The 19,433-nt window shown below is 67.1% G+C and carries 15 protein-coding genes and 1 pseudogene; 7 read left to right on the top strand and 9 right to left on the bottom strand.

Features of this window, described 5'->3' with window-relative positions:
* Positions 1-149: 149 nt before the first annotated feature.
* Both C0J29_RS19290 and C0J29_RS19285 read right to left on the bottom strand, forming a co-directional pair.
* Positions 150-1,052, bottom strand: coding sequence for a VOC family protein (locus C0J29_RS19290; protein WP_197748216.1), 903 nt, complete (start codon positions 1,050-1,052; stop codon positions 150-152).
* 9 nt (positions 1,053-1,061) lie between these two features.
* Positions 1,062-2,246, bottom strand: a complete 1,185-nt coding sequence (locus tag C0J29_RS19285) for an acyl-CoA dehydrogenase family protein (protein WP_065044762.1) — start codon at positions 2,244-2,246, stop codon at positions 1,062-1,064.
* A 129-nt stretch (positions 2,247-2,375) separates the two neighbouring features.
* Between C0J29_RS19285 and C0J29_RS19280 the strand changes: the two genes are divergently transcribed.
* From C0J29_RS19280 to C0J29_RS19270, 3 genes are read left to right on the top strand one after another with little or no spacing between them, the layout of a single operon-like run.
* A complete protein-coding gene (locus tag C0J29_RS19280) occupies positions 2,376-3,995 on the top strand; it encodes a flavin-containing monooxygenase (RefSeq protein WP_120794837.1) in 1,620 nt (539 codons plus the stop codon).
* Complete coding sequence (locus tag C0J29_RS19275) at positions 3,992-4,783, top strand: SDR family NAD(P)-dependent oxidoreductase (RefSeq protein WP_120793247.1); 792 nt, start codon at positions 3,992-3,994, stop codon at positions 4,781-4,783. The genes C0J29_RS19280 and C0J29_RS19275 overlap by 4 nt, the downstream gene beginning before the upstream one ends.
* 6 nt (positions 4,784-4,789) lie before the next feature.
* Entirely contained in the window at positions 4,790-5,254 is a 465-nt protein-coding gene (locus C0J29_RS19270; RefSeq protein ID WP_120793246.1) for a nuclear transport factor 2 family protein, read from the top strand.
* A gap of 156 nt (positions 5,255-5,410) precedes the next feature.
* Here the strand turns inward: C0J29_RS19270 and C0J29_RS19265 are convergent.
* Positions 5,411-6,016 (bottom strand): annotated as a pseudogene (locus C0J29_RS19265) (alpha/beta fold hydrolase); the annotation flags it as partial.
* A gap of 222 nt (positions 6,017-6,238) precedes the next feature.
* Between C0J29_RS19265 and C0J29_RS19260 the strand changes: the two are divergent.
* Complete coding sequence (locus C0J29_RS19260) at positions 6,239-8,584, top strand: heavy metal translocating P-type ATPase (protein ID WP_120793245.1); 2,346 nt, start codon at positions 6,239-6,241, stop codon at positions 8,582-8,584.
* A gap of 7 nt (positions 8,585-8,591) precedes the next feature.
* On the opposite strand, the gene C0J29_RS19255 is transcribed toward C0J29_RS19260, so the two are convergent.
* Positions 8,592-9,056 (bottom strand): hypothetical protein, encoded by a 465-nt coding sequence (locus tag C0J29_RS19255; protein ID WP_065165341.1) that lies wholly within the window; start codon positions 9,054-9,056, stop codon positions 8,592-8,594.
* 191 nt (positions 9,057-9,247) lie between these two features.
* On the opposite strand from C0J29_RS19255, the gene C0J29_RS19250 reads away from it, so the two are divergent.
* Positions 9,248-10,687 (top strand): bifunctional lysylphosphatidylglycerol flippase/synthetase MprF, encoded by a 1,440-nt coding sequence (locus C0J29_RS19250; RefSeq protein WP_120793244.1) that lies wholly within the window; start codon positions 9,248-9,250, stop codon positions 10,685-10,687.
* Here the strand turns inward: C0J29_RS19250 and C0J29_RS19245 are convergent.
* From C0J29_RS19245 to acsA, 5 genes are read right to left on the bottom strand one after another with little or no spacing between them, the layout of a single operon-like run.
* Positions 10,663-10,923 (bottom strand): acyl carrier protein, encoded by a 261-nt coding sequence (locus C0J29_RS19245; protein WP_120793243.1) that lies wholly within the window; start codon positions 10,921-10,923, stop codon positions 10,663-10,665. The two genes, C0J29_RS19250 and C0J29_RS19245, sit on opposite strands and share 25 nt — an antisense overlap.
* 3 nt (positions 10,924-10,926) lie before the next feature.
* A complete protein-coding gene (locus C0J29_RS19240) occupies positions 10,927-12,240 on the bottom strand; it encodes a dihydrolipoamide acetyltransferase family protein (protein ID WP_120793242.1) in 1,314 nt (437 codons plus the stop codon).
* Positions 12,240-13,214: an alpha-ketoacid dehydrogenase subunit beta gene (locus C0J29_RS19235; protein ID WP_065165337.1), complete on the bottom strand. Its 975-nt coding sequence runs from the start codon at positions 13,212-13,214 to the stop codon at positions 12,240-12,242. The genes C0J29_RS19240 and C0J29_RS19235 overlap by 1 nt, the downstream gene beginning before the upstream one ends.
* Positions 13,211-14,185, bottom strand: a complete 975-nt coding sequence (gene pdhA, locus C0J29_RS19230; RefSeq protein WP_120793241.1) for a pyruvate dehydrogenase (acetyl-transferring) E1 component subunit alpha — start codon at positions 14,183-14,185, stop codon at positions 13,211-13,213. The genes C0J29_RS19235 and pdhA overlap by 4 nt, the downstream gene beginning before the upstream one ends.
* Entirely contained in the window at positions 14,182-16,008 is a 1,827-nt protein-coding gene (acsA, locus tag C0J29_RS19225; protein ID WP_120793240.1) for an acetate--CoA ligase, read from the bottom strand. Before acsA ends, pdhA begins: the two co-directional genes overlap by 4 nt.
* 223 nt (positions 16,009-16,231) lie before the next feature.
* Here acsA and C0J29_RS19220 point away from each other — a divergent pair, with 223 nt between their 5' ends.
* Positions 16,232-17,209, top strand: coding sequence for an Acg family FMN-binding oxidoreductase (locus tag C0J29_RS19220; protein ID WP_120793239.1), 978 nt, complete (start codon positions 16,232-16,234; stop codon positions 17,207-17,209).
* Between the two features lie 169 nt (positions 17,210-17,378).
* Positions 17,379-19,409, top strand: a complete 2,031-nt coding sequence (locus C0J29_RS19215; protein ID WP_120793238.1) for an erythromycin esterase family protein — start codon at positions 17,379-17,381, stop codon at positions 19,407-19,409.
* The last annotated feature ends 24 nt before the right edge of the window (positions 19,410-19,433 follow it).

Genomic DNA, 19,433 nt, shown 5'->3' with positions numbered 1-19,433 from the left:
CCGAACGTAGGCATATTCCTATTAGGAATATGCCTACTTGTATCACATCTATGTGGTCCGTGTCACTCACCGTGCTGCGTCGAGCAGACGCGAAATCGCACATTTCCTCCCGGATAGGTGCGATTTCGCGTCTGCTCGCGCAAGAAAACTCAGGGGCGCATGGCCGCGGGCAACTCGTCGACCCACTGGTGGCCCCAGTAACTGTCTGCGGTGATTTCCTCTGCGGTGTAGGAGTTTTCGTCCACCCGCATGCCGTCGGTGCCGAATTCGATGTCCCAGTCGCCGGGCGCACGGACGTAGAACGAGACCATCTTGTCGTTGGTATGACGGCCAAGGGTTGATGACACCTGAATGCCCTCGGCGTTGACCCGGTCCAGCGCCTGCCCGACGGCGTCGAGGGTGTCCACCTCCACCATGATGTGCACGACGCCGGGGTCGCGCTGGTGCATGGCCGGAGCGATCGCCAGGCTGTGATGGCGTGCGTTGATGCCCAGGAAGCGCACCCGGATCGGGCCGAACTCCGGCGGCGTCGGTATCCGGAACGCCCCGCGGGACCGGAAGCCCAGTATTTCGGTGTAGAAATCGAAGAGCCCGCCCGGGTCGGTGGCGGGCAGCACCACGTGGCCCAGTCCCTGATCGCCTGTTACGAACCGGGCGCCGAACGGTGTGACCACCGGGCTGTGGTCCAGCACCGCACCGTGGAACACCTCGAGGGTGATGCCGGCCGGGTCCTCGAAGGTGATGACTTCTTCGACGCGGCGGGCATCGGCCTCTCGCGCGGACAGTTCCTTGAATGCGATCCCGGCGCCGTCCAGGACTGACTTCAGCCGCCGCAGCGCCGGGCCGTCGCGGACCTCCCAGCCGACGGCCAGTACCCGTTCGCTGTCGCCGGGCACCAGGACGATCCGGGCCGCGCGTTCGTCCATGCGCAGGTACAGCGCGGAGGGATCCGGGCCGGAGCCCTCCGCGAAACCCAGCACACCGAACGCGAAATGCCGCCAGCGCTCGATTTCGTCGGTCGAAATAGTAATGTAGCCAAGGCTTTTGAACACCAGCCACTCCTAGATCAAGGCGCGCAGTGGACCCATCGGAGGCTCGGCGCCGAACGAGCTCAGCGCGGCGGCGTGGTAGGTGGAGCCGGGCACGTGGATGGCGTGCATCTGTCCGACATGCACGTCGCGCCAGTAACGCTGCAGTGGCTTGTCCATCCGCGAGGCGTTGCCCCCGGAGCGGGCGAAGATCTCGTCGACCGCCGAGACCGCGCGCCACACCGCCCGCACCTGAGTGCGCCGCCCGGCAGCGCGGTCGGCGAACGACACCTCTTTCCCGGCGGCGACCATGTCGTAGATGCGGTCGGCGTTGGCCAGTAACTCCTGGCGGGCGGCGTTGATGTCGGCGGCGGCTTCGCCGATCGCGTACATGACGTACGGGTCGTCCTTGATTGCGGTCCCGGTGGCCCCGACGCGCTCACGCTGGTAGTCCAGGTGTGCGGCCAGCGCGCCCTCGGCGATGCCGATCGTCGCCGCCGAGATGCCCAGCGGAAACATCGTCGACCACGGCATCAGGTACAGCGGCTCGGTCATCCCGGCCTCGCGCTGGGCGGTGCCGTCCATCACCTTCGTCGCGTCCATGGTCCGGTAGCTGGGCACGAAAGCGTCCTTGACGATGACGTCCTTGGAGCCGGTGCCGCGCAGCCCCACCACGTTCCACGAATCGTCGACGATCTCGTAGTCCTTGCGCGGCAGGATCATGTGCAGCATCCGGGGCGGCATCAGCGGGATGCCTTTGTCGTCACCGAGCATCGCGCCCAGGATGATCCAGTCGCAGTGGTCGGTGCCCGAGCTGAACTGCCAGCGCCCGTTGAAGACATACCCACCCTCTACGGGCCGGGCCACACCCTGCGGCGCATACGGCGAGGCCATCCAGGTGTCGACGTCGTCCGCCCAGATCTCGGCGGCGACCTTCGGGTCCGCATACGCCAGCTGGTACGGGTGCACGCCTACCACGCCGACGATCCAGCCCGCGGCGGGATCCAGGGCTGCCGTCGCCATTGTCGTCTCGGCGAACTCCCGCGGGTGTACCTCGAAACCCTGGTACTGCTTGGTCTGCAGCAGCCGGATCAACCCGGCCGCCTTCATCATCTTTACCGTGTCGTCGGTGAGCCGGCCGATGCGCTCCGCTTCCGGCGCTTGCTCGCGCAGTTGGTCCGCCATCTCCACGACTCGGTCGAGTACCCGCTCGCTCATGCTGTCGTCCTAACGTTGTCTGGGGCTGTCTTCTGGTCTACCGCAGTCGGAGCTCAAAATCGCCCCCACGGCCCGATGACCGGGAACCTGCTATCGGCAGACGGCCGCGACGCCCTACCGTGGGTCCTTGTGAATGGTGAGCAACCTTCAGACGTGGTGGTGGTGGTGGGTGCCGGCTTCGCCGGCCTGTACGCCCTGCACAAGCTGCGCGCCCAGGGCCTGCAGGTCCGGGTGCTCGAGGCCGCCCCCGAGCTCGGCGGCACCTGGTACTACAACCGCTACCCAGGCGCCCGTTGTGACGTCGAGAGCGTCGACTACTGCTACTCGTTCTCCGAGGAGCTGCAGCAGGAGTGGGACTGGACCGAGAAGTACGCGACGCAGCCGGAGATCCTGCGCTACCTGAACTGGGTCGCCGACAAACTCGACCTGCGCCGCGACATCGAGCTCAACACCCGGGTCAGCTCGGCCGTTTTCGACGAGGACGCGCTGCACTGGACAATCGCCACCGACACCGGGCAACGGCTCACGGCGCGCTACGTGCTGATGGCGACCGGCCCGCTGTCGGACGCCATGACGCCCCAGTTCCCCGGACTGGACACCTTCGCAGGCGAGATTTACCACACCGCGCACTGGCCGCACGAACCCGTCGACTTCACCGGTAAGCGGGTGGCCGTCATCGGCACCGGATCCTCAGGCATCCAATCGATTCCGCTCATCGCCGAGCAGGCCGCGCAACTGACCGTCTTTCAGCGCACCCCGAATTTCAGCGTCCCGGCCGGCAACAAACCGCTGTCCCCTCAGGAACTCGACGAGATCAAGAGCGGTTATGCGGAACGGCGCCGGCTGTCGTGGCGCAGCGGCGGGGGATCACCGCACATCACGGCGACCAAACCAGCCATGCATTTCAGCGCGGAAGAGCGGCGCGCGGCCTTCGAGAAGCGTTGGCAGTTGGGCGGAGTGCTGTACTCCAAGACCTTTCCCGACCAGACGACCGATCCGGCCGCCAACGAAGCGGCCCGCGAGTTCTACGAGGAGAAGGTCCGCGCGGTTATCGAGGACCCGGCCGTTGCCGACCTGCTGATCCCGACCGACCACCCGATCGGGACCAAGCGAATATGCACCGACAGCAACTACTTTCAGACCTTCAACCAACCCAACGTCACGCTGGTCAGCGTGCGGGCCACCCCGATCGAATCGGTGGACAGCAGCGGTATCAACACCACCGACCAGCATTACGACCTCGACATGATCGTTCTCGCAACCGGTTTCGACGCACTCACCGGAGCGCTGGCCAAGATCGACATCGTCGGGCGGGACGGCGCTACGTTGCGCGACCGGTGGGCGCACGGGCCGCGCAGTTATCTCGGCCTGGGCATCGACGGCTTCCCCAACCTGTTCGTGATCTCGGGCCCCGGGGCACCGGCCGTCCTGGCCAACATGGTGTTACACGCCGAGGCGCAGGTGAATTGGATCGCCGATGCCATCGAATACCTGGACGCTCGCGGTTATGCCGCAATCGAAGCCGGCGCCGAAGCGGTCGACAGCTGGGGCGCCGAATGCGCGCGACTGGCCGAGGCGACGCTGTTCACCAAGGCGAACTCCTGGTACATGGGGGCCAATGTGCCTGGAAAGCCAAGGGGCTTCATGTTGTTCATCGGCGGCTTCGCCACGTACAACCAAATCTGCGCAGAGGTTGCTGAGGCCGGCTACAAAGGGTTCGAACTCGTCAAGAAGCCAGGGACGACATGACCGATCCGGCACGGTACGGACCGTGGGCGGTGATCGCCGGTGGTTCCGAGGGCGTCGGAGCGGAGTTCGCCGCGCAATTGGCACGCGACGGGATCAACCTGGTGCTGATCGCACGCAAAACGGCCCCGCTGGACGAGACGGCGCGGCGCTGCCGTGACCTGGGGGCGCAGGTCCGCACGATCGCCACGGATCTGCTTGAGCCCGAATCAATCTCACGTATCGCCACCGACACCGCCGACCTGGAGGTCGGGCTGCTGGTCTACAACGCGGGCGCCAACACCTGCCGGGAACAGTTCCTCGACGCCGATCTGGCCGCGGTCGCGAAGGTGATCGACCTCAACGTGACCCGGATGCTGGAGCTGGTCCAGCATTTCGGCCGTCCGATGCGGGAGCGGCGTCGCGGCGGCATCATTTTGGTCGGCTCGCTGGCGGGCACCTACGGATCTATGCAGCAGTCGGCCTACGCCGGCGTCAAAGCCTTCGGCCGGCTGTTCGCCGAGAGTCTGTGGCTCGAGCTCCGCGAGTACGGTGTCGACGTGCTGGAGCTGGTCCTGGGCGTCACCCGCACGCCGGCCATGGAGCGCGCCGGACTGAACTTCGACATACCCGGCCTGGTGGTGTCGGAGCCTGCGGACGTGGCCCGCGAGGGATTGGCAAATCTGGCGAATGGCCCGGTGCTCATCGCCGGTGACAACGCCGCGGCGTTCGGGTGGGGCAATGGACCCGACCGGGCCGCGATCGTCCTCGGCGCCCACCGCCGCGTCCAGGCCCTCATCGGCCGGAAATAGGAAGCCATGACCGAGATCAAAGACCTGCTGGCCCGGCTGAACCGGCTGGAAGACGAGCGTGACATCGCCAGGCTGATCGCCTCCTACGGCCCAGCGGTGGATGCCGGCGATGCCGACGCGGCGGCGCGCTTATGGGCGGAAGACGGTGTCTACGACATCGACTTGATGCGCATGGAGGGCCGCGACGAAGTGCGCGCCATGGTCAACTCCGGGGCGCATCAGAGGATGGTGGCGCACGGGTGCAGCCACTTCCTGGGGCCGGCCGCGGTGACGGTCGACGGCGACACCGCGGTGGCGGTGTGTGAGTCGCTGGTGCTGGTGCGCGACGGCGACGGCTACCGCGTATGGCGTGCTACCGCAAACCATTTCGCGTTGCGCCGGATCGACGGGCGGTGGCAGATCGGCATCCGCACCAGCCGGGTGCTCGACGGCAACCCACAGGCACGTGCCCTGCTGACCCGAGACTCCTAGCGCGAAAGAAACGCCAGGACAGTACTTTCGAACGCCGCCTTGGCCTCGATCATCGCCCAGTGCCCACAGTTGGGAAACACATGCAGCTCCGCGTTGGGGATGGTGCGCATCGGGATGATGGCCATGTCCAGCGGGCTCACCCGGTCGTCGCGCCCCCACGTCAGCAGCGTGGGGGGCGGCCACCTTGTGCATGACCGCCCACGGCATCGGCCGGTCGGTCGCACCCATCGCCGCCATCATCGCCGCATAGGCGGCCTTGCCGTACATGCGGCGTGCGGCCGCCAGCGTCTCGGGATCGGTGGCCAACTGCCAGCGTTCCTCGATCAGTTCCTCGGTGACCAGTGTCTGGTCGTAGACCATCGACTTGAGCCAGTCGACCAGTCGTTGCCGGGTGGGGTCCTCGGTGAACTCCTGCAGCAGGCGGATGCCCTCGCTCGGACCGGGACTGAACGTGTTGGTGCCGATTCCGCCGATCGTCACCAACCGGTCGATGCGGTCGGCGTAGCGGATCGCGAAATTGATGCCGACGCCGCCGCCCATCGAATTGCCGACGATGTGGACGCGTTCCACCCCGAGCGCGTCGAGGAACGGCGCCACGACGCCCTGAGCGGTGATCATCGGGTGTCCGCCGAAGTCGTCGGTGACGCCGAAGCCGGGGAATTCGAGGATCAGGCACCGAAAGTGCCTGGCGAATGTCGGCAGCACTCCACGAAAGTTGCGCCAGCCGCTGACGCCGGGGCCCGAGCCGTGCAGGAACAGCACCACCGGTCCGTCGTCCCCGTGATCGCCGCCGTGATCGTAGTAGCGCAAAGTACCTACCGGCGTGTCGATTTCACGAAGGCTGTGCTCGGCTGATTCACCACTGTTGGACACGTGTCCACCTTCTCATGTCGGTGCGCTCGGCGGCAGTGGGCGTTCGGTCGCAACGCGACTAATGTTCGGAACCGACCAGCAACAGAGCCCGCGAGCAGAGAAGGATGTCCAGTGTCCGGCGCCCCAGGATCATCGCGAGAGCGTCTGATCTCACGGTTACGCCTGCTGATCGGACCGGCCTTGACCGGGTTCGTCGTCGTCGCCCTGGTCCTCGGCGGCGTTGCCTGGCTGGCCGGGCGGCGAACCGTCGCCGACGCGTGCTGGATCGCGGGGACAATCGCCGCGATCGGGCCCGCTCTGTTCTGGGTGTTGCTGGCGTTGCGGCGGGGGCGGGTCGGTGTCGACATCATCGCGGTGCTGTCGTTGGCCGGCACGCTGTGGGTGCGCGAGTACCTGGCCGGTGCGCTGATCGCGGTGATGTTCGCCGGCGGCAGGGCGCTGGATTCCGCGGCCGAGCGGCGAGCGACGCGTGACTTGCGGGCGCTGCTCGACCGCGCGCCGCGTTGCGCACGGCGACGGGTCGGAACGCAGATCACCATGATCGACCTGGCCGAGGTCGCGGTCGGCGACGTGCTGGTGGTCGGGCCCGGCGAGGTGGTGCCCGTGGACGGGCGGATCACCGACGAGGTCGCCGTCCTGGACGAGTCCGCACTGACCGGTGAACCGCTGCTGGTCGAACGTGCGACCGGCGACACGGTGCGCAGCGGTGTGGTGAACGCCGGCAACGCTTTCGAATTTCAGGCGCACGCCACCGCCGCCGACAGCACCTACGCAGGCATCGTCCGGCTCGCCCAGCAGGCCGGCGCGCTCAACGCGCCGATCGTAAGGTTGGCCGACCGTTTCGCGGTCTGGTTCCTTCCCCTGACATTGGTGGTGGCCGGCGCCGCCTGGTTCGCCAGCGGATCGGCGGTGCGCGCCGTTGCCGTGCTGGTCGTGGCGACTCCATGCCCCCTATTGCTCGCCGCGCCGGTGGCCATCGTCTCGGGACTGTCCCGCGCGTCGCGGGCCGGGGTGGTGATCCGGGGCGGGGGAGCGCTGGAGAACCTGGGTCACGCCAAGACTCTGGTGATGGACAAAACCGGCACCCTGACGATGGGACGCCCGACGGTGGTCGACGTCGTGGCGGAACCGGGGCGCGAGGCTGCCGAGATATTGCGGCTGAGTGCCTCGGTGGATCAATTCTCTCCGCACGTGCTGGCCGAGGCCATCGTCACCGAGGCACTCAGCCGCAAGCTCGAGCTGGCGTTACCCACCGACATGGTCGAGCAGCCGGGACGAGGTGTGACGGCGACGGTCGACGGGCACCGCGTCATGGTCGGCAAGGTGCCCGCCGACAAACTGGCCGGCGGATGGACCACAGCGGTAATAAGTCGCGCCCGCCTGGACGGCGCCGGTATCGCATGGGTCAGCGTCGACGACGTCCCCGCGGGAGCGGTGTTGCTGCGGGATCCGCTGCGCCGGCACGCGCCGCGGACCGTGCGCCGGTTGCGCGAAGCCGGCCTCGAGCGGCTGCTCATGCTGACCGGGGACCGCGCCGAACCCACTCGCGAAGTCGCCAACATTCTCGGACTGGATGAGGTCCGCGCGGACCAGACGCCCGAGGACAAATTCGCCGCCGTGCGCGAGGAGAGCGAACACGCGGTGACGGTGATGGTCGGCGACGGAATCAACGACGCTCCCGCACTGGCCGCGGCCACCGTCGGCGTCGCGATGGGCGCCCGGGGAGCCACCGCGTCCTCCGAGGCCGCCGACATCGTGCTGACCACGGACCGCCTGGACCGGCTTGCCGACGCGATGGACATCGCCCGCTGGTCGCGACGCATAGCCGTGCAGAGTGCCGTCGTCGGCATGAGCCTGTCGCTGATCGCGATGGTGATCGCCGCGCTGGGCTGGCTGCCGCCGGCCGCGGGCGCGCTGCTGCAAGAGGGTATCGACGTCGCGGTGATCCTCAACGCGCTGCGGGCCCTGCGCGGCAATCCGGCCAACGAGGTGCAGGTGGACGCGCAGACCGAACAGATGCTGCTCCGCTTCGCCGCCGAACATGACGCCTTGCGGGACACCATCGGTCTGCTGCGGGAGAGCGCCAATCGCCTGGCCGGCGGTCCGGACGCCCTTCCGCTGGAGTCACTGGCCGCCGTGCACACGCTGTTGGTCGACCGGATCCTGCCCCACGAAGAGGCCGAAGAGACTCAGCTGTACCCGGCCCTGGCCCGCCCACTCGGCAGCAGCGAAGCGACCGCCACGATGAGCCGCACCCACGCCGAGATCAGACGACTCGCCGATCGCATCGGCACGCATCTGGCCCAGGCGCAGGCGGCCGGGGCGATACAGCCCGATCAGGTCGACGACCTGCTGGCGTGCCTGTACGGGCTGTACACCCTGTTACGGCTGCACTTCGTCCAGGAGGAGGAGAATTACTTCATCCTCGCCGAGGACGATTCGGCCGCCAAGGAGTGAACGGCGGCTACGCCGCGTGTCGCAGATCCCGCGGCGCCACTTCGGTTTTCGGCTCGGGTGTCGCCGGTGTAGGACGCCAGCCGACGTAGGTCAGATACAACCCGGCCGCCGCGAGCAGGACGCTTGCCGTCATCCACATGTTGCCCATGCCGATCGTGGCGTTGGCGGCCGACATGAACGCCTTCGGAAAGGCGAGCAGCATCAGACCGCGGAGGGTGATAGCCCAACCCATCACCGAGATCGTGATCGCCGCCGCCCCCCGCCAGTACGGGTGCAGCCCGACGATGGCCAGGCCGACGAGCAGTACCAGCGCACCGGTTACCCAGAACCAGACCGGGCTGGATTCGAAACCGGTTAGCAGCGTGCGCATCTCGGATCCACGTGAGACGGTCGTGATGCCGATGATGGCGAAGTAGGGGCCGAGTACGCGGGCGAAGTCACGCGTGCGTGGTTGTAATTGTGTGGTGCTCATTTCTATTACCTCCCGCTGGGGGACGCGCGTCTCCCATACCACCATCTGAGCACTCGACCGGGGCCGACGGGAGGGACTGAAGTCCCGAACCACCCGGGACATTGGTCGCCGGCAACCGGTTTGGTGACTTAAGCCTCACGACCGGCACTGCCTGGGCGGATAGCGTTTCCACACGGGGCAAGGAGTCCGGCATGAAAGTGAGTCAGCGCGGTCAGCGCGGTCACCGTGCCACCGCCGCGCTCGCGTCCGAACGCATCATCCTGCGGACGGACCGTCGCGCGGCGCGGTTGGCCAGTTCGCTGCTGCTGCTCTGCGTGCTGACTTGGTTGACGGTACTGACCGTGCACGAGCACCCGGCCGCGAATTGGTATGCGGCGGGCCGGTTCGGGTGGTCGGTCGCGCTGCTGGCGGCCGTCGTCCTCATCGCGCGCGGGGTGTTCTTGGGGCGACCGGTGACACCGCGGCACACGGTGGCCTCGGTGGCGCTGCTGTCGGCGGGGCTCTTCGCCCACTTCCTGGCCTTCGGCGGGTGGGGCAATGTGCTGGTCGCCGCCAGCGGTCTGGCGCTGATGTGGCCCACTTCGGCTGAGCCGCAACCGGAGTTGCTGCAGCGGGTGTGGGCGCTTGTCGATGCCACACCCGATGACCCCTTGGCGCCCTTCGCAATGCATTCGCTCAAGGCCTACTACTTCAACGCCGCCGGAACCGCCGCCATCGCCTACCGGACCCGGCTGGGGTTTGCCGTCGTCAGCGGCGACCCGATCGGTGACAGCACGCAATTCGAGCGGTTGGCAATCGATTTCGCCGTCATGTGCCGTTCACGTGGCTGGCGGATCGTGGTGTTGGCGAGTGCGCAGCGCAATCTCGGGCTGTGGACCAAGGAGCTGATCGGGCAGGCGATGCTCGCGGTCCCGATCGGGCGCGATGTGGTGGTCGATGTCCCGCGCTTCAGCCTGGCCGGGCGTCGTTACCGGAACGTGCGTCAGGCCGTGCAGCGCACCCACAACCGCGGCGTCACCACTGAGATCATCGACGAACGCGATCTGGACGCCGGCCTGGTCGCCGAATTGAGTGAGGTGCTCTACGCCTCACACGGTGGGGTGCGCACCGAGCGCGGGTTCTGCATGAACCTCGACGGGGCGCTGCAAGGCCGTTGCCCCGGCGTACGGTTGGCCATCGCCCGCGACAGCGGTGGCCGCGCGGTGGCGTTTCACCGCTACGCGAGCGCCGGCGGCGGCTCGGAGATCACCCTGGACGCGCCCTACCGCCGGCCCGATGCTCCCAACGGGATCGACGAGCGGCTCAGCGTCGATATGATCGCTGCCGCGAAAATCTCTCATGCACAGCGACTTTCGCTGGCGTTCGCCGCCTTCCCGGAAGTCTTCGACGCCGCCGACCCGGCTCCGCTGCAACGCCTTGCCTATCGGTTGATTCATCTGCTGGACCCGCTGATCCGGCTGGAATCGCTCTACCGTTACCTGCGAAAGTTTCACGCGCTCAACGAGCGTCGGTACGTGGTGCTGTGCACGCACCACATCCCGAGCGCGCTGGTGGTGTTGTTGTCGCTGGAGTTTGTGCCGCGGCGCCGCCGGCTACGGCCGGCGCATCACGTCGCGGTGGCCGGTGCGTGAGTCTCGACGTAGCCGACCACGTCTGACAGGGTGCGCAACGTCGCGTAGTCGGACTCCGGGATGTCGACGTTGAACCGCTTGTGGATGCCGAGCAGGAAGTTCAGCCAGTCCATCGAGTCCAGGTCGACCTGGTCGCGCAGCAGGTCGTCATCGGTGATCTCGTCGGCATCGACTTCCGGGGCAATGGTGGTAAGCACGGACAGGACCACACCGCGGGTGTCTTCTTGCGTTGTCATTCTTCACTTCTCCAGGACGTCGGGTTGTTGCATCAGTTCGTTGATCGCGGCCAGGAACATGGCGCCGCGGTGTCCGTCACTGGCCCGGTGATCGGCGGCCAGGGTGCCCTGGACGGCGTTGACCACGCGGATGCCGCCGTCGATGACACACACCTTCTGCGTGGTCTTGCCGAAGCCGACCAGGGCGACCTGCGGCGGGTAGATCACGCCGAACACGGAGTCGACGCCCTGGTCACCCAGGTTGGTGACGGTGATGGTGGGGTCGGACATCTCTGAACTGCGCAGTGAACCCACCCGCGCCCGCGCCACCAGGTCGGTCAGGTCGTTCATCAGCTCGTCCAGCTTCTTTTCGGCCACATCGTGGATGGCGGGCGCCACCAGACCGCCGCCGCGCAGCGAGATGGCGACACCGACGTGCACCGCCGGGGCGGGCTGGAAGCCGTCTTCGCGCCAGAAGCCGCTGAATTCCTTGAAGCGCTGCGCCGCCAGGGCCACCGCCTTGAGTTGCAGGACGGCCGGCAGTACTCGTTCGGTGATGGGCCGCTGCGCATTTCGGGCCGTGAGCCAGGTCAATGCCGTGTCCATCAGGATCTCGTCGGCCAGGTAGTAGTGCGGGATCTCGCGCTTGGATCTGCTCATGGCGGCCGCGATCGACTGACGCATCGCGGCGCCCCGCTCGGCCATCGACATCCGTTCGCCGGCGGGTTTCGGTGCGGGTTTGCGGACCGGTTGCCGGGTTGCCGCGGCGTGCTCGACGTCGATGATTGTCACCGCGCCGCCCGGGCCGGTGCCACTGACCCCGTCGAGGTCGACGCTCAGGTTCGCGGCCAGCCGCCGCGCGGCGGGGGAGACCCAGCGGCGGTGCTGCGGCCCGGCCGGCCGGGTCGGTACCGGTGCCTCGGGGGCCCGCGCCGCGGCGGCCGGCTTGGGTGCCTTGCGCGGCGCCTTGGCGGCCCGTTTGCGGGGCTCCTTCTGCTGCGGTTCGGCGTCGGTCGAAGGGGTGGTAGAAGTGGTGGTCGAAGGGGTGGCCGAAGGCGTGGTGAGAGGGGCCGTCACCGGGGCGGTCGCGGCCGGGGCTTCACCATCGGCCCGCAAGGTGGCCAATACCGTTCCGACTTCCACGGTTTCGCCGACCGGGACCACGAGTGCCTCGATGATGCCTTCCTGCCAGCACTCGATCTCCACCGCGGCCTTGGTGGTTTCGATGACGGCGACGACCTGACCCCGGGTCACCTTGTCACCTGGCTTGACCATCCACTCGTTGAGTGTGCCTTCATCCATGTCGGAGCCCAGGGCGGGCATTTTGAACTCGATCATCATCGATCTCCGAACAGTTCGTGCACGGCGGCGACGATCTTGTGCGGCTGCGGAAGTGCAGCCTCCTCAAGGTGTTTCGCGTAGGGGATGGGCACTTCCTCGCTGCATACCCGGCCGACCGGCGCGTCCAGCTCGTAGAACGCGCCTTCCATGATCACCGCGGAGATCTCGGCGGCCAAACTGCCAGTGCGCCAGGCCTCGTCGATGGCGACCGCGCGGTGGGTCTTGCGAACCGATTCCAGAATGGTCTCGGTGTCCAACGGCCGCAGCACCCGCAGATCCACCACCTCGCAGTCGATTCCGGCCAGGGACAATTCGTTCGCCGCGTCCAGCGCCTTGCCGACGCACCCGCCGTACGCGATCAATGTGACGTCACTGCCCTCGCGGCGTACCGCCGCCCGGGTGATGTCCGTCGGTTCCAGAGTGTCGATATCGGTCGAGGTGTTGTAGAGCTGAACGTGTTCGAAGATGATCACCGGATCGGGATCGGCCAGCGCCGGTCCCAGCATGCCGTAGGCGTCCTCGACGGTGGCCGGTGCCAGCACCTTGATGCCCGGGATGTGGGCGTACCAGGGTTCGAGGCTGTGCGAATGTTGCGCGGCCAGTTGCCGCCCGGCTCCGGTGGCCATCCGTACCACGATCGGCACCGAGAACTGCCCCCCGGACATATGACGCAGGGCCGCAGCGGTATTGACGATCTGGTCCAGCGCCAGCAGGCTGAAATTCACCGTCATCACTTCGACGATGGGGCGCAACCCGTTGAGGGCCGCGCCGATACCGATGCCGACGAAACCGAGTTCGGACAGCGGGGTATCGCGCACCCGCTGCTCGCCGAATTCTTCCAGCAGGCCCTTGGATGCCGCGTACGTTCCGCCGTAGCGCCCGACGTCCTCACCCATCAGAACCACCCGTGGGTCGTCGCGCAACGCGTCGCGGATCGCGTCGTGAACGGCGGTGCGGTAGGTCGTTTTCATCGCGCCGCCTCCAGCGGGGTGAGCACGTCACGGGCCAGATCGGCCACGTCTTCCCGGGTTCCGGCCTCCGCGTAGGCCACCGCGTCGGCGATCTCGGCGGCAGCCGACTCCTCGATGTCACGCACGTCGTCGTCGGTCAGCAGCCCGTCGCCTTTCCGCCGCCGGATGAACAGTTCGATAGGGTCCCGCTCGCGCCAGTGTTCGATTTCCGCCTTTTCCCGGTACAGGTCCGGGTCGAACATCGAGTGCGGGCGGAACCGGTAGGTGCGGAACTCGATGAAGAACGGGCCGCCGCTGCTGCGGACGTGGTCGACACCTTTGCGGGTTGCCTCGTAACACGCTTCGACGTCCATCCCGTCGACGGCCAGCGCATCGACGCGGTAGGCGGCCGCCTTGGCGGTCAGGTCGGTCTGCGACTGTGCCCGATCCAGCGCGGTGCCCATGGCGTAAAGATTGTTCTCGCACAGGAACAACACCGGCAGGTTCCACAACACGGCCATGTTCAGCGATTCGTGGAAGGCGCCCTCGGCCACCGCTCCGTCGCCGAAGTAGCAGGCGGTCACGCGGTTCCGCTTCAGCTGGGCGTCGGCAAGCGCGATGCCGACCGCCAGCGGCAGTCCGCCGGCCACGATCGCATTGCCGCCGTAGAAGTGCCGGCCGGCGTCGAACAGGTGCATGGACCCACCGCGACCGCGGGAGCAGCCTTCCTGCTTGCCGAACATCTCGGCCATGATTCTGGTCATCGGGATGCCGCGCAGCAGTGCGTGGGCATGCTCACGATAGGTCGCCACCACCGCGTCGTCCTCGGTCAGGGCCCGCAGCGAGCCCGCGGCCACGGCCTCCTCACCGACGTACAGGTGCAGAAAGCCGCGAATCTTGGCCGCGCTGTACAGTTCCGCGCATTTCTCTTCCATGCGCCGCACCCGCACCATGTCGGACAACAGCGCGTGCGTCAGGTCCTTCTCCGTCACAGCGACGCTCCTTGAGGTTGGTTGTGTGCTTGTTCGTCCGCGTGTGGTTGTTCCGCCGCGTGTGGTTGTTCGATCGTGGACGTGTCTCCTTCGGGCAGACCCAGTTCGCGGGCCTTCAGCAGACGGCGCAGGATCTTGCCGCTGCTGGTGTGCGGCAGTGAATCGGCGAACTCGATCTCCTTGGGCGCCACGGCCGGTCCCAGCCGCTTACGCGCGTGGCCGAGCAGTTGCAGCCGCAGATCCTCACTCGGCGCGTAGCCGTCCTTGAGGGTGACGAAGGCTTTGATGACGGAGCCGACCGTGGGATCCGGCTTGCCGATCACGGCCGCCTCGGCCACCGCCGGGTGGTCGGTCAGCGCGCTTTCCACCTCGAATGGGCCGATCAGGTGCCCGGCGGACTTGATCACGTCGTCCTTGCGGCCGACGAACCAGAAGTAGCCGTCGGCATCCCGCTTGGCCAGGTCGCCGGTGAGATAGAGCCCGTCGCTGAAGCACTTTCGGTATCTCTCGTCGGCGTGCAGGTAACCGCGGAACATCGACGGCCACCCCGGTTTGAGGGCCAGTTCGCCTTCGACATCCGGTTCCGTGATGACGGTGACGGTGCCTTCGTCGCTAACGGTGTCGTTGTCGCGCACGATGCAGGCCTCGACCCCGGGCAGTGGGCGGCCCATCGAGCCGGGCTTGATGTCGAACGCCGGCGTGTTGGCGATCATGATGCCGCCGGTCTCGGTCTGCCACCAGTTGTCGTGAATCGGCAAGCCCAGCACCTGTTTTCCCCACCACACGGCTTCTGGGTTCAGTGGTTCACCCACGCTGGCGATGAACCGCAGATGCGGAAAACTGAAGCGGGCGGGCAGTTCCGGACCGGCCTTGATCAGCATCCTGATACCGGTCGGTGCCGTGTACCAGACCGACACCTGCTCGTCCTGCAGGATCCGGTACCAGCGCTCGGCGTCGAATTCGGCCTGGTCGATGATGGACGTCACCCCGTGCAGCAGCGGGCTGATGATCCCGTAGGACGTTCCGGTGACCCAGCCGGGATCCGCAGTGCACCAATAGATGTCATCGGGGTGGAGATCGAGCGCGTACAGGCCCGTGACGTAGTGCATGGCGACGGCGCCATGGACGTGGATGGCGCCTTTGGGTGTGCCGGTGGTCCCACTGGTGAAGTGCAGCAGTGCCGGGTCGTCGGCCGTGGTCGGCTCGACCGGGGCGTTGGCGTCGGCGGCGTTCATGCAGTGCCAGAAGTCCAGCGTTCCGGATGGCGGCTCGCCGTGCGTGCCGTCGTCGACCACGATGACGTGTCGCACCGAGGTCAGCCGGCTGTGGATCTTGGCGATCTTGCGTTGATAGATCGCTTTCGTGGTCACGAGTACGTCGGCCTGCCCGATGTCGACCCGGGTGGCGATCGGTTCGGGACCGAAGGCGGAGAACAGGGGGGAGACGACGCTGCCGTTTCGCAGGGCGCCCAGCATGGTGATGTACAGCTCGGGGATGCGGCCCATGATGGCGAAAACCCGGTCGCCTTTGCCGATGCCCAGGGCGCGTAGCACGCCGGTGAACCGGGTCACCCGGTCGCTCAGCTCGGCGTAGGTCAGCTCGTGCGCCCCGTCCTCGGTGAGGAAGCGAAGTGCGGTGTGGGTGCTCTCCGGGCCGTTCGCGTGCCGGTCGACGGCGGCGTAGGCGATGTTGCATTTCCCTTCGCCCATGCCTGCGCACAGCTTCGGCACGTCGGACCACTGGAAGTGCGCCCGGGCTTGCCCGTAGTCGGTGAGATTAGGTGAAACGCGGAAGTCGCGGGGGGTCTTGTGAATCACATCCATGTGCGGGTCCTCATCCCCAGGGGTTGGCTACCTAAGCCTGTTGCGCCAGCCCCGGGCGCAATAGGGAACAAGGTCACCGATCACCCGGTCGTACGTCGATTACTTGTGCCCTATGACGCGACGATGGTGACCAAGGACTCTGGCAGCGGAGCGTCTGGGTGGCGGAGCGTCGTAGTCAGAGCAGACAGTCAGAGCAGACAGTCAGAGCGGAAAGGTGGCTGCGATGACCCGAACGCTGGTCGAAACTGCGGTGATCACGAACGCAGTGGAGTTGGCGTGCCACGCTCCTTCGCTACACAACACGCAGCCGTGGCGGTGGGTGGTCAGGGGCGCCAGCGTCGACCTGTTCATCGACCGGACCCGCATCGTGACCTCAACCGACGGCTCGGGCCGGGAGGCCGTCCTGAGCTGTGGCGCCGCCCTCGACCATCTCCGGGTCGCGATGGCCGCCGTCGGCTGGGACACCCACATCGAACGATTTCCCAACCCGAACAATCTCGACCACCTGGCCTCGGCCGACTTCACGCCGATGGCCTATGTCGGTCGGGCCCGGCGCGACCGAGCCGAGGCGATCACGGTCCGTCGCACCGACCGGCGCCCGTTCCGCGCTCCCAACGATTGGCCGTCGCTGCAACCGCTGCTGCGTAACTGTGTGGACCTGGACCGGGTGGGGCTCGACGTGTTGAGCGACGACGCGCGGCCGCGGCTGGCGGAGGCCACCCGGCTCAGCGAGGCGCTGCGGCGCTACGACGACAGCTACCAGTATGAATTGAGTTGGTGGACAGCACCTTCCAGGGAGCATGACGGTATACCGCAGGCGGCTCTGGTATCCGGGGCCGAAGCCCGGGGTGTCGGCGTCAACCGGGAGTTCCCCACCGGCGCCGACGGCGAGCACACCAGCAGACACGACCAGGCGAAGATCGTGTTGCTGTCGACGCCGGAGAACGCCCGAGCCGATGCGCTCAACTGCGGGGAAGCGCTCTCGGCCGTTCTCCTGGAATGCACCGTGGCCGGCCTGGCGACGTGCCCGATCACGCACGCCACCGAACTGGAGCCCGGTCGTGCCATCCTTCGCGACCTCACCGACGGGCGCGCGGCCGTTCCGCAGGTTCTGATCCGGGTCGGTATCTCCCCGTCCGGTCCGATCCCGGAGGCGACCCCGCGGCGTCCGCTGGATGAGGTGCTCGAGGTGCTCGGCTGATCCTGGTCGGTCTATGGGGGCAGATGGCTCTCATTCGTCGAGATGGCTTAGGTACACCTCAGCCTGGGACTTCGGTCCCTACCGGCAGTGCATGGGGGATTGGTCGAATAAAGCATCGCCACACAGGAGTCGAAGCCGCCGGGGCGATCGGAGATATAAGGAGTACGTCATGACCAGTGCAGCCGAGGCCGGCCGTCCCGCACCGCGGCGAGTGTTCCGCGACCGCCGTGAAGCCGGCCAGGTACTGGCGAACCTGCTGGGCGCCTACCGGGACAACCCGAACGTGATCGTGCTGGGCCTGGCCCGCGGTGGATTGCCCGTCGCCTGGGAGGTGGCGGCGGCGCTGCGCGCCCCGCTGGACGCTTTCATCGTGCGCAAGCTCGGCGCTCCGGGCCACGAAGAATTCGCCGTCGGCGCACTGGCCAGCGGTGGCCGGGTGGTGGTCAACGACGATGTGCTGCGCGGGTTGCGGATCACATCCGCGCAACTGCGCGACATCGTCGAGCGGGAGGGCCGCGAACTGATCCGGCGCGAGGCCGCCTACCGCGGCGGACGCCCACCGGTGCAGGTGGCCGGCCGGACGGTGATTCTCGTCGACGATGGATTGGCCACCGGCGCAAGCATGTTCGCTGCCGTGCAGGCTCTGCGCGACGCCGAGCCGGCGCACATCGTGATCGCCGTGCCCGCCGCCCCGGAATCAACCTGCCGCGAATTCGAGGGCCTGGTCGACGAAGTGGTCTGCGCATCGATGCCGACACCGTTTCTCGCGGTGGGGGAGTCGTTCTGGGACTTCCGTCAGGTCAGCGACGAAGAGGTGCGTGACCTGCTGGCCAAGCCCACCACGGGTCTTACGCTGATCAAGCCCGCGGCACCGACGGCAGCCGAGATGATTGCCGAGGTGGCCGTCGATGCGCCACGGGGCATTCCGCCGCGCGACATCCTCGAACAGATCATCGGGGACGCGCGAGTAGTCCTGATCGGCGAGAGCTCGCACGGCACCCACGACTTCTACGAGGCGCGCTCGGAAATCACCAAGTGGCTGATCGAGGAGAAGGGCTTCTGCGCCGTTGCGGCGGAGGCGGATTGGCCCGACGCCTACCGGGTTAACCGCTATGCGCGCGGCCTGGGCAAGGACACGACGGCCGAGCAGGCGCTGAGCGGTTTCGAGCGCTTCCCGGGGTGGATGTGGCGTAACACCGTCTGCCGCGACTTCGCCGACTGGCTGCGGGAGCACAACAGGAGCGCGCAGCGCCAAGCCGGGTTCTACGGGCTCGACCTCTACAGCCTGCACCGGTCGATGCACGAGGTGATCAAATACCTCGACACCGTGGATTCCGCCGCGGCGGCCCGGGCCCGGGTCCGCTACGCATGCTTCGACCACCCCGCCGGCGACGACGGACAGGCATACGGTTACCAGGCCGCGTTCGGCGCCGGGCCCAAGTGTGAGCACCAGGCGATCGAGCAATTGGTCGAGTTGCAGCGCAACTCCCTCGACTACCTGCGCGCCGACGGCCTGCTCGCCGAGGACGAATTGTTCTACGCCCAGCAGAACGCGCAGACGGTCCGCGACGCCGAGGTCTACTACCGCTCGATGTTCAGCGGCCGGGTCTCCTCGTGGAATCTGCGGGACAAGCACATGGCGCAGACCCTGGAAGCACTGCTGAAGCACCTGGACCGGCACGGCAACAACCCGCCGGCACGAATCGTGGTGTGGGCACACAATTCCCACGTCGGCGACGCCACCGCGACCGAGGCGTGGGCCGACGGCCAGCTCACGCTCGGGCAACTCGTCCGGCAGCGGTACCACGGCGACGCGCGCCTGATCGGACTGAGCACCTACACCGGCACGGTCACTGCGGCCAGCGAGTGGGGTGGCATCGCCGAACGCAAAGTGGTTCGGCCCGCGCTTCCCGGCAGCGTGGAAGACCTGTTCCACCAGAGCGGCAAGGACGCCTTCCTGGTGTCCGCGCGGATCGACGAAAAGGCCGCCGAGCCGATGTCGGCCGTACGGTTGGGCCGCGCGATCGGGGTGATCTATCAGCCCGCAACCGAGCGGCAGAGCCACTACTTCCACGTCCGGCCCGCCGATCAATTCGATGCGATGATTCACATCGACACGACCCGTGCGCTGGAGCCGCTCGAGACGACGAGCGTGTGGATCGCCGGCGAGACGCCGGAGACGTATCCCAGCGGTCTTTAGTTTTACCAAATTCCTAGTCGCAGA

This window comes from Mycobacterium paragordonae (assembly GCF_003614435.1).
Taxonomy (GTDB): domain Bacteria; phylum Actinomycetota; class Actinomycetes; order Mycobacteriales; family Mycobacteriaceae; genus Mycobacterium; species Mycobacterium paragordonae.
This window is presented reverse-complemented; position numbering and strand designations above follow the sequence as displayed.

Coding starts and splice junctions, on each gene's coding strand:
- C0J29_RS19285 (WP_065044762.1), bottom strand. CDS start 2,246: ATGAGCGAGCGGGTACTCGACCGAGTCGTGGAGATGGCGGACCAACTG.
- C0J29_RS19275 (WP_120793247.1), top strand. CDS start 3,992: ATGACCGATCCGGCACGGTACGGACCGTGGGCGGTGATCGCCGGTGGT.
- C0J29_RS19270 (WP_120793246.1), top strand. CDS start 4,790: ATGACCGAGATCAAAGACCTGCTGGCCCGGCTGAACCGGCTGGAAGAC.
- C0J29_RS19255 (WP_065165341.1), bottom strand. CDS start 9,056: ATGAGCACCACACAATTACAACCACGCACGCGTGACTTCGCCCGCGTA.
- C0J29_RS19250 (WP_120793244.1), top strand. CDS start 9,248: ATGAAAGTGAGTCAGCGCGGTCAGCGCGGTCACCGTGCCACCGCCGCG.
- C0J29_RS19245 (WP_120793243.1), bottom strand. CDS start 10,923: ATGACAACGCAAGAAGACACCCGCGGTGTGGTCCTGTCCGTGCTTACC.
- C0J29_RS19240 (WP_120793242.1), bottom strand. CDS start 12,240: ATGATCGAGTTCAAAATGCCCGCCCTGGGCTCCGACATGGATGAAGGC.
- C0J29_RS19235 (WP_065165337.1), bottom strand. CDS start 13,214: ATGAAAACGACCTACCGCACCGCCGTTCACGACGCGATCCGCGACGCG.
- acsA (WP_120793240.1), bottom strand. CDS start 16,008: ATGGATGTGATTCACAAGACCCCCCGCGACTTCCGCGTTTCACCTAAT.
- C0J29_RS19220 (WP_120793239.1), top strand. CDS start 16,232: ATGACCCGAACGCTGGTCGAAACTGCGGTGATCACGAACGCAGTGGAG.
- C0J29_RS19215 (WP_120793238.1), top strand. CDS start 17,379: ATGACCAGTGCAGCCGAGGCCGGCCGTCCCGCACCGCGGCGAGTGTTC.